Origin of the sequence: Streptomyces sp. PA03-1a, from assembly GCF_033792805.1 — a bacterium.
In the GTDB taxonomy this organism is placed as follows: domain Bacteria; phylum Actinomycetota; class Actinomycetes; order Streptomycetales; family Streptomycetaceae; genus Actinacidiphila.
This window is the reverse complement of sequence record NZ_JARAVO010000324.1, coordinates 1-8,566: the sequence shown is the minus strand read 5'-3', so window position 1 is coordinate 8,566 and position 8,566 is coordinate 1. Positions and strand designations below refer to the sequence as shown.

Sequence of the window (8,566 nt, the reverse complement as noted above, 5' to 3'; positions counted from 1 at the left end):
GAGCCGGTCCGGGGGCCCTCGAAGAAAGCACTCACATGCCCGGACGACTCACGCCCAGCCGCCCCGGACCCGCCTCCCCTGCCGCCCGGCGCCCGGGCCGGCTGCGCACCGCGGCCCTCGGAACCGCCCTCGCCTCCGTCCTCGTCCCCGCCCTCGGCGCGTGCGGCGGCGGCGCCGGCGCGTCGACGGGGAGCGCCACACTGAAGTGGGCCTCCTCCTACTTCCCCGCCCACTGGGACCCGGTGGTCTCCGGCAGCGGCGCCCAGTTCCGCGAACTCGCCCTGGTCTATGCCTCGTTGACGCGTACCGACGAGAACGGCAAGGCCGTCCCCGACCTCGCGAAGAGCTGGGAGTACAACGACAAGGGTGACGAGATCACCTTCCACCTCCGCCCCGGCCTGAAGTTCAGCGACGGCGAGCCGGTCGACGCGGCGGCGGTCAAGGCGGCGATCGAGCGGGCCAAGAAGCAGAAGAACTCGGCGCTCTTCGGCGACCTGACCTCGATCGCGTCGGTGGACGCCAACGGTCTGGACGCGGTCGTCCACCTGACCCAGGTCGACTACCAGATACCCCAGTTGCTCGGTGAGCGCGTCCTGCAGATCGCCAGCCCCAAGGCGGCCGCGGCCCCGCAGAAGCTGGACCAGCACCCCGTCGGCGCCGGTCCGTTCGTGGTGGAGCAGCTGATCCCCGGCACCAAGGTGCTGCTCAAGAAGAACCCGGACTACTGGGACGCGAAGAACATCCACATCGACGACGTGGAGCTCACCTCCGCCCCCGACGCGTCGACGGTCGTCTCCGGCCTCCAGACCGGCGTCTACAACTTCGCCGACCTCGAACCGAGTCAGGCGGAGGCCGCCGAGAAGGCCGGCCTGGACGTCTTCGTGCAACCCGGCTTCAACGCCTCGAACCTCAGCCTCAACGTCAACAAGGCGCCGTTCGACGACGACAGGGTCGTCGACGCCGTCCGCCACGCGGTCGACCGCAAGGAGTTCGTCGACAAGCTGACCTTCGGCTACGGCGAGGCGACCGACCAGCCCTTCCCGCCGGGGTACCTGGCCTACGACCCGACGTCCCGGGACCCGTACCCGTACGACCCGGCGACGTCCCGCAAGCTGCTCGCCGAGGCCGGCCACAAGGCGGGCGACGTCAAGCTCGACCTCGTCATCCCGGCGGAGGACCCGCAGGCCGAGATCGTGCAGGCGCAGCTGGCCGCGGTCGGCATCACCGTCCGCATCGAGGTCGACAAGAACTGGGCCACCCCGTTCTTCGCCAAGGACCTGACGTTCTCGCTCTACGGCACCACGGGGCGGGACTCAGCGGTGCAGACCCTCACCGCGCACTTCGGCCCCAACGGCCCGCTGAACCTGAGCACTCCGTACGAGCCGGCCGGCTTCGACGCTGCCGTGGCGAAGGTCCGCCGCACGCCGCTGGACTCCCCCGACTACGTGGGGAACCTCCAGGCGGCGACCCGCGCCGGGCTGAAGAGCAAGGCCCTGGTCTTCACCTACTCCTCGCCCAACCTCTTCGCCAAGAGCAAGGCGATCTCGGACCTGCCGAAGAACCCGGCCCACATCGACTGGACCGGCGTGACCATCGCCGGCGGCAGCTGACCATCGTCCACCACCGAAGGGGAGGCAACCTCATGACGACGACCGCCGCGCCGGTCGCCCTCACCCCCCGTCGCGGCGTCGCCGCGGCCAGGGCCCGGCACGCCGCGGGCCGGGTCCTGGCCGCCCTCGCCCGGTCCGTCGCGATCATCGTGCCCGTGTTCCTGGTCGCGACCTTCGTGACCTTCGCGCTGCGGGCGCTGAGCGGGCTCAGCCCCGCACGGATCCAGCTGGGCGAGGACGCGACACCGCAGGCCATCGCCCGGGTCGAGGCCCAGTGGGGGCTCGACCGGCCGTTCCTGGTCCAGTACGGGGACTGGCTCGACGGCATCCTGCACGGGCGGCTCGGCACCAGCTGGGCCAACGGCGCCGACATCTCCACCCTCATCGGGCTCGGCCTGGGCGTCAGCCTCTCGGTCGCGACGCTGGCCCTGCTCATCGGGGTGGTCGTGGGCTTCGCGCTGGGCACGGTGGCGGCGCTGCGCAGCACCACCTGGATCGACCGTGCGATCACCGGATTCGTCACGGTCATCTCGGTGATGCCGGCGTTCGTGGTGGGCATCGTGCTGGTCGTCGTCTTCGCCGTCGGTCTCCACTGGTTCCCCTCCGGCGGCTACGTCCCGGCGGAGCAGGGCGTCGGGCCGTGGCTGGCGCACATCACCCTCCCGGCGATCGCGCTGAGCTTCGACGTGGTCGCCGACGTCGCCCGCCAGCTGCGCGCGGGCCTCGTGGCGGCCCACCGCGAGAACTACGTCACGGGCGCGGTGGTGCGCGGCCTGAGCCCGCGGCGGATCTTCTTCGGTCACGTCCTGCGCAACGGCCTCGGACCGGCGCTCGCCACCCTCGGACTGAAGTTCCCGGCCCTGGTGGGTGCCTCCGTCGTCACCGAATGGATCTTCGGTCTGCAGGGCTTCGGCAGGTTCGCCAACGACGCCGCCCAGGCCGGGGACGTACCCGCCGTCCAGGGCGTCCTCGTGGTGTCGATCGTCCTGGTCGTCTCCTTCAACCTGATCGTCAACCTGGTGCTGGCGCGCGTGACGCCGGCGTCCCAGCGGGGGGTCTGACCATGGTGCGCCGCGTCCTCTCCCTCACCTCCGGCCGGATCGCCGCGGTCGTCCTGACCGTGATCGCGCTGCTGGCGCTGCTCGGTCCCTGGCTCGCACCGCACGATCCCCTGGCCACCAGCGACAACACCCTGGCCGCCGCCTCGGGCTCGCACTGGCTGGGCACGGACTACCTCGGCCGTGACGTCCTCAGCCGGCTCCTGGACGGCTCGCGCGTCAGCGTGCTCGGTTCGCTCGAAGTCGCCCTGACGGCCCTGGTCGTCGGCGCGGTGCCCGGCATCCTGTCCGTCTACTGGGGCCGGGTCTTCGAGTGGGCGACCCTGCGCCTGGCCGACACGCTGGTCGCCCTGCCCTTCCTGCTGTTCGCCGTCGCCGTGGTCGCGCTCCTCGGCAACGGCCTCACCCAGGCCATGCTGGTCACCGGCGTGCTGGTGTCACCGCTGTTCTACCGGGTGGCCCGCGCCGCCACCCTGGCCGTGGCGCGCTCGCCGTACGTGGAGGCGGCGCTCGTCTCCGGTGCCTCGACGGGCTGGATCGTACGCCGCCACGTGTGGGGCAAGATCCTCCCGCCGGTCGCGGTCGCGCTCGCCCAGACCATCGGCGTGGGTTTCGTGATCGTCTCCAGCCTGACCTTCCTCGGCATCGGCGTGCAGCCGCCGGCGCCCACCTGGGGCGGCCTGCTCGCCTCGGACCTGGGCTACCTCAGCCACCAGCCGTGGGCCCCGGTGGCCCCCGCCCTGCTCATCATGGCCACCGTCTGGGCGAGCAACCTGCTCGCCGACGCGATCCGCGACGTCTCCGGCGAGGCGGGACGCGCACTGCTCGACCGCCGCAGGGCCCGCGCCAACCGCCTCGACAAGCCCGACCCCGCCCCCGCCGGAGGTGCGTGATGACGACCGTGTCCGAAGGACTGCTCCCCTTGCCTGCCCCGGACGCCGCGCCGGGCACCCCGGCACCGCCGGTGCTGTCCCTCCGCGGCGTGCGCATCGGCGACCGCGCGGGCGACCGCGAGATCGTCCACGGGGTGAGCTTCGAGCTCGCACCCGGTGAGGCGGTCGGCATCGTCGGGGAGTCCGGCAGCGGCAAGACCCTCACCTGCCGCGCGGCACTCGGCATCCTGCCCGCGCACTTCGAGGTCACCGGTGGGTCGATCGAGATCGACGGCACCGACATCGCCACCCTGACACGGGCTCGGTGGACGGCCCTGCGGGGCGCCACGATCAGCGCGGTCTTCCAGGACCCGGCCTCCTACCTCAACCCCTCGATCCGGGTCGGCCCGCAGATCGCCGAGGTCGTGCGCGCCAAGAAGGGGCAGCGGCGCCGCGAGGCCCGCCGGCGGGCCGTCGAGCTGCTGCGGACGGTGCAACTGCGCGATCCGGAGCTGGTCTACGGCAGTTACCCCCACGAGCTGTCCGGGGGCATGCTCCAGCGCGTCCTGATCGCGGCGGCGATCGCCGCCGGCCCGCGGATCCTCATCGCCGACGAGGCCACCACCGCCCTCGACGTCACCGTCCAGGCCGGGATCCTCGACATGCTCGCCGAACTGCGCGAACAGGCGGGGCTGGCCCTCGTCGTCGTCTCCCACGACCTCGCGGTCGTCGCCCAGCTCTGCGACGAGGTCGTCGTCCTGCGGGAGGGCGTGGTGGTCGAGCAGGGCCCGACCCGCGCGGTGCTGCACGACCCGCGGCACGAGTACACCCGTCTGCTGATCGCCGAACACGAGCAGTACGGCCTGGACACGTTCCTCACCGTGAAGGAGGACGCATGACGACCGGCGAACCGCCGCGGACGGCGCCGGCCGACGGTGCGGACCCCGCCGGTCCCGTGCTGGAGATCACCGGCCTCGACGTGCACTACGGCCTGCGCCGCCGGCGCCGCCAGGCACTGCGCGGGGTGTCCCTGACCGTCGCGCCCGGCGAGGCCGTCGGCCTCATCGGCGAGACGGGATCCGGGAAGTCCACCCTGGCCCGGGCCGTGCTGGGCCTGGTGCGCGCCTCGGCCGGGTCGGTCGTCGTCGGCGGGGAGGACGTCGCCCGGCACGGCCCACGCCGGTGGCGCGCCCTGCGCCGCCGAGGCGTCGTCCAGTACGTCTTCCAGGACCCCCTGCGCAGCCTCGACCCGGACCTCACCGTCGAGGAGTCCCTCACCGAACCGCTGCTCCTGCAGGGCGTCCCACGCGAGGAGGCGGCCGACCGGGCGCGGGCGTTCCTCCCCCGCGTCCGCCTGCACGACGAGCTCCTCGGCCGGCTGCCCGGGGAGCTCTCCGGCGGGCAGCGCCAACGGGTCTCGGTGGCCCGGGCGCTGGTCACCGGACCGCGCCTGGTCATCCTCGACGAACCGGTGAGCGCCCTCGACGCGGCCAACCGCGTGCAGGTCCTGGAGATCCTCAAGGAGCTGCGCGCTTCCGGAGTGGCCCTGGTCTTCATCTCCCACGACCTCGGCTCCGTGGCCGGGGTCTGCGACCGCCTCGCCGTGCTCTACCAGGGCGAACTGGTCGAGGTCGGCACCACGCACGACGTCGTCAACCACCCCCGCCATCCCTACACGCGCCTGCTCGTCGGCTCGGCGCCCACCCTGCGTTCCGCCCCGGCGGACCGGGCCGAACGCGAAGCGCTGCGCGCGCTGCTGCGCACCTGACCCCACGACAGACAGGAACAGCCACCATGTCCCGCAGGATCCACCTCGCGCTCCACCCCTACGGCGTCGGCGGCCCCGGCCAGCACGGCCTGTGGAAGGACGCCCGCGTCGCCAAGAACGCCAGCACCGACATCAACTACTACATCGCTCAGGCCAAGGCGGCCGAACACGCCCTCTTCGACGCCCTGTTCATCGTCGACAGCCAGTTCATCAACGCCACCTACCCCGCCCACTACCTCAACCGGCTGGAGCCGCTGACCCTGCTGTCGGCGGTCGCCACGCACACCCGTCACGTCGGGCTGGTCGGCACGGCCAGTTCGACGTACAACTCGCCGTTCAACCTCGCCCGCCGCTTCGCCTCGCTGGACCACATCAGCGGCGGCCGCGCCGGCTGGAACGTCGTGACCAGCTTCGACACGGGCACCTCCAGGAACTTCGGGTTCGACGAGCACCTGGACTACGCCTCCCGTTACGGCCGCGCCCTGGAGTTCGTCAAGGTCGCCCGCGGCCTGTGGGACTCCTACGAGGACGACGCCTTCCCGGCCGACGTGGAACGGGGCGTCTTCCTCGACCCGGCCAAGCTGCACGCGCTCGACCACGAGGGCGAGCACTTCAGGGTCGCCGGCCCCCTCAACCTGTCCCGGTCCCCGCAGGGCCAGCCCGTGATCTTCCAGGCCGGCGTCTCCGAGGAGGGCCGCGACCTGGCCGCCCAGGTGGCCGAGGGCATCTACGCGCCCGGGGGCACCCTCCGGCAGGCGCAGGAGTACTACGCCGACATCAAGCAGCGCACCGCTTCCTACGGCCGCGACCCCGACCACATCAAGATCTTCATCCACGGCGGTCCGGTGGTCGCCGCCACGGACGAGGCGGCCCGGCGCCGCGAGCGGGAGATCTTCGAGGAGGACAACGACTTCGACCGCAACCTCGCGCTGCTGGGACGTTCCTTCGGCGCCTACGACTTCAGCGTGCACGACCTGGACGCGCCCTTCCCCGACGTCGCGCACCTCGCCGAGAAGGGCGGACGCACGGGCGCGGCCAGGATCATCGAGCGGGCCCGGGCGGAGAACCTGACCCTGCGCCAGGTCGCCCAGTCGGCCAACGAGTTCCGCACCTCCCCCTTCGTCGGGTCGCCGCGGACCGTCGCCGGCACCATCGAGCAGTGGTTCGACGCCGGCACCTTCGACGGCATCAACCTCGCCTTCCGCACCACCGACGAGCTCGAACTCTTCGTGGACGGCGTCGTGCCCCTCCTCCAGCAGCGCGGCCTGTTCCGCACCGCGTACGAGGCCGACACCCTGCGCGGCAACCTCGGCCTGCCGGTCCCCGCCAACCGCCACACCCACGAGCGCCTGCTCGTGGCAGACTGAGCACGGGACGGGACGGACAAGGCCATGACCACCGAGCACCCGCGCCTGCGACTCGGCTTCCTCACCCACGTGCAGGGCCGCGACGACGACCCGGTCCGCACCTACCGCAACGCCCTGGAACTTTTCGTCGCCGCCGACGAACTCGGCTTCGACGCCGGCTGGGTGGCCCAGCACCACGTCTCCCTGGGCGGCGGGGGGCTGTCCTCGCCCTGGACGTTCCTCGCCCACGCCGCGGCACGCACCACCCGGATCCGGCTCGGCACCGCCGTCACGATCCTCCCGCTGGAGGACCCGATCCGGCTCGCCGAGGACGTCGCCACCGTCGACACCCTCAGCGGCGGCCGCGTCGAGATCGGCGTGGGCAGCGGCTACAACGGCCTGGAGTACGCCGCCTTCGGCCGGGACGTCGCCCGCAAGCGCGAACTGACCAGCGAACACCTCGACGTACTGCGCAGCGCGCTGGCACGTGAGGAGGTCGGCGCGCCCGGCTTCCGCATCCAGCCGGCCGCCGGCGACTTCGGCGACCGCATCTGGCAGGGCGCCTTCAGCACGCAGGGCGCCGCGTACGCGGCGGCCGCCGGGTCGAACCTCCTGCTCAACCGGGCGGCGTACGGCTTCGACTCCCCGACCGACGCGGTGCAGCGCCCATGGGCGGACGCGTACCTCGACGCCTGGGACCGGCCGCGCCGCCCGCGGATCGGGCTGTCACGGTTCGTGTTCCCGGCCAAGGACCGGCGGACGGCGCTGGGGCAGATCGGCGAGGACGTCCACCGGGCGGCGCTGCGCATGGCGGAGGGCGGCGCCTTCCCGAAGGGCCTGCAGCTGGACGAGGCGCTGCGCCGCTTCCACTCCTTCTTCGGGCATCCCGAGGAGATCGTCGCGGCGCTGCGGCGGGAGCGGGTCCTGCCGGTCGCGACCGACCTGATCACCCAGTTCAACCCCGCCGTCCCCGACCACGACGCGGCGTTGCGCGCCCTGGAGCTCATCACGACCGAAGTGGCGCCGGCGCTGGGCTGGCGGCGCGCGTCCGAACCCGAGCCCCGGCCCGAGCCGGCAGGAGTCTGAGATGACCGAGCAGACCGACCGCATCGACCACGCCGACCACACCGACCACCACGGCCCCGAGGGCCTGCTCGTCCGCGGCACGGTCGTCGTGGTGCCGGGCCGCGGCGAGACACGGGCGACCTACGCCCGCTTCGCGCGGCGGCTGGCCGCCGACGCCTACCGCGTACGGGTCGTCGACCCCCCGGAGCCGGACGCGGACGACCCGGCCGGTTCCCTGACCCGGTTCGACGAGCGCCTCGCGCACGCCGTCGAGGGCACCGCCGCCGAGGGCGCGCCGGCCACCCCCGTCGTCCTGGTGGGCGCCGACTCCGGCGCCGTCGCCGTCGCCGCGCTCCTGGGCCGCCCCGGCCGGGCCGGCGTCCGGCCGGACGGCGTCGTCCTCGCAGGGCTTCCCGGCCGTGCGGCCCCTGCCGAGGACGGCGGCTGGGACGGGGAGCTCGACGTGCGCACGTCCTGCCCCACCCACCGCGACACGCTCACCCGGGACCCGCGCGTACGCCGGGGCTCGCTGGGCGAGGCGGTGCCCGACGCCCTGCTCACAGCCGCGTACGAGGCCGAACTCGCCCCGCCCGCGCTCTTCCTCGCCGGTGACGCCGACCCGCTCGCCGATCACGACGCGCTCGCACGCGCCGCCAAGTCCCAGCGCCGCGCCCGGCTTTCGGTCGTCCGAGGCGCCCACCACGACGTGCTCAACGACGTACAGCACCGCTCGGTGGCAGCCGAGGTCGTCACCTTCCTGGAGACGCTGCGCAACGGTCTGGTGCCCGTCGTGGCCGCCGAATCCAGCACCTGGTGACCGCGCCGAGGTCCCCGCTCGCCCCCACCC

8 protein-coding genes are annotated in these 8,566 nt (G+C 73.1%); all 8 read left to right on the top strand.

The genetic code is table 11. The annotated features are described in order from the left end of the window. The first annotated feature begins 35 nt into the window (after positions 1 to 35). Genes PV341_RS41480 through PV341_RS41445 form a run of 8 tightly spaced genes read left to right on the top strand, consistent with a single transcriptional unit; the run spans position 36 to position 8,536 of the window. Positions 36 to 1,610 carry an ABC transporter substrate-binding protein gene (locus PV341_RS41480; protein ID WP_500360551.1) on the top strand — a complete coding sequence of 525 codons (1,575 nt, stop codon included), beginning with the start codon at positions 36 to 38 and terminating at the stop codon, positions 1,608 to 1,610. A gap of 32 nt (positions 1,611 to 1,642) precedes the next feature. After that, positions 1,643 to 2,671 (top strand): ABC transporter permease, encoded by a 1,029-nt coding sequence (locus PV341_RS41475; protein ID WP_499516029.1) that lies wholly within the window; start codon positions 1,643 to 1,645, stop codon positions 2,669 to 2,671. A gap of 2 nt (positions 2,672 to 2,673) precedes the next feature. Continuing rightward, complete coding sequence (locus PV341_RS41470) at positions 2,674 to 3,561, top strand: ABC transporter permease (RefSeq protein ID WP_500323460.1); 888 nt, start codon at positions 2,674 to 2,676, stop codon at positions 3,559 to 3,561. Next, positions 3,561 to 4,439 carry an ABC transporter ATP-binding protein gene (locus PV341_RS41465; protein WP_500360549.1) on the top strand — a complete coding sequence of 293 codons (879 nt, stop codon included), beginning with the start codon at positions 3,561 to 3,563 and terminating at the stop codon, positions 4,437 to 4,439. Before PV341_RS41470 ends, PV341_RS41465 begins: the two co-directional genes overlap by 1 nt. Further along, complete coding sequence (locus PV341_RS41460; protein WP_500360548.1) at positions 4,436 to 5,308, top strand: ABC transporter ATP-binding protein; 873 nt, start codon at positions 4,436 to 4,438, stop codon at positions 5,306 to 5,308. The genes PV341_RS41465 and PV341_RS41460 overlap by 4 nt, the downstream gene beginning before the upstream one ends. 26 nt (positions 5,309 to 5,334) lie before the next feature. Then, positions 5,335 to 6,675, top strand: coding sequence for an NtaA/DmoA family FMN-dependent monooxygenase (locus tag PV341_RS41455; protein WP_500323457.1), 1,341 nt, complete (start codon positions 5,335 to 5,337; stop codon positions 6,673 to 6,675). Between the two features lie 24 nt (positions 6,676 to 6,699). Beyond that, the gene (locus tag PV341_RS41450; RefSeq protein ID WP_500360547.1) at positions 6,700 to 7,740 is read left to right on the top strand and encodes an LLM class flavin-dependent oxidoreductase; all 1,041 of its coding nucleotides are present in this window, start codon (positions 6,700 to 6,702) and stop codon (positions 7,738 to 7,740) included. 1 nt (position 7,741) lies between these two features. After that, positions 7,742 to 8,536 carry an alpha/beta hydrolase gene (locus PV341_RS41445; RefSeq protein WP_500360545.1) on the top strand — a complete coding sequence of 265 codons (795 nt, stop codon included), beginning with the start codon at positions 7,742 to 7,744 and terminating at the stop codon, positions 8,534 to 8,536. Positions 8,537 to 8,566 lie beyond the last annotated feature (30 nt).

What these genes read in the sequence shown, in the direction of transcription:
- PV341_RS41455 (WP_500323457.1), top strand. Translation starts at nt 5,335, where the DNA reads ATGTCCCGCAGGATCCACCTCGCGCTCCACCCCTACGGCGTCGGCGGC.
- PV341_RS41465 (WP_500360549.1), top strand. Translation starts at nt 3,561, where the DNA reads ATGACGACCGTGTCCGAAGGACTGCTCCCCTTGCCTGCCCCGGACGCC.
- PV341_RS41470 (WP_500323460.1), top strand. Translation starts at nt 2,674, where the DNA reads ATGGTGCGCCGCGTCCTCTCCCTCACCTCCGGCCGGATCGCCGCGGTC.
- PV341_RS41445 (WP_500360545.1), top strand. Translation starts at nt 7,742, where the DNA reads ATGACCGAGCAGACCGACCGCATCGACCACGCCGACCACACCGACCAC.
- PV341_RS41460 (WP_500360548.1), top strand. Translation starts at nt 4,436, where the DNA reads ATGACGACCGGCGAACCGCCGCGGACGGCGCCGGCCGACGGTGCGGAC.
- PV341_RS41480 (WP_500360551.1), top strand. Translation starts at nt 36, where the DNA reads ATGCCCGGACGACTCACGCCCAGCCGCCCCGGACCCGCCTCCCCTGCC.
- PV341_RS41450 (WP_500360547.1), top strand. Translation starts at nt 6,700, where the DNA reads ATGACCACCGAGCACCCGCGCCTGCGACTCGGCTTCCTCACCCACGTG.
- PV341_RS41475 (WP_499516029.1), top strand. Translation starts at nt 1,643, where the DNA reads ATGACGACGACCGCCGCGCCGGTCGCCCTCACCCCCCGTCGCGGCGTC.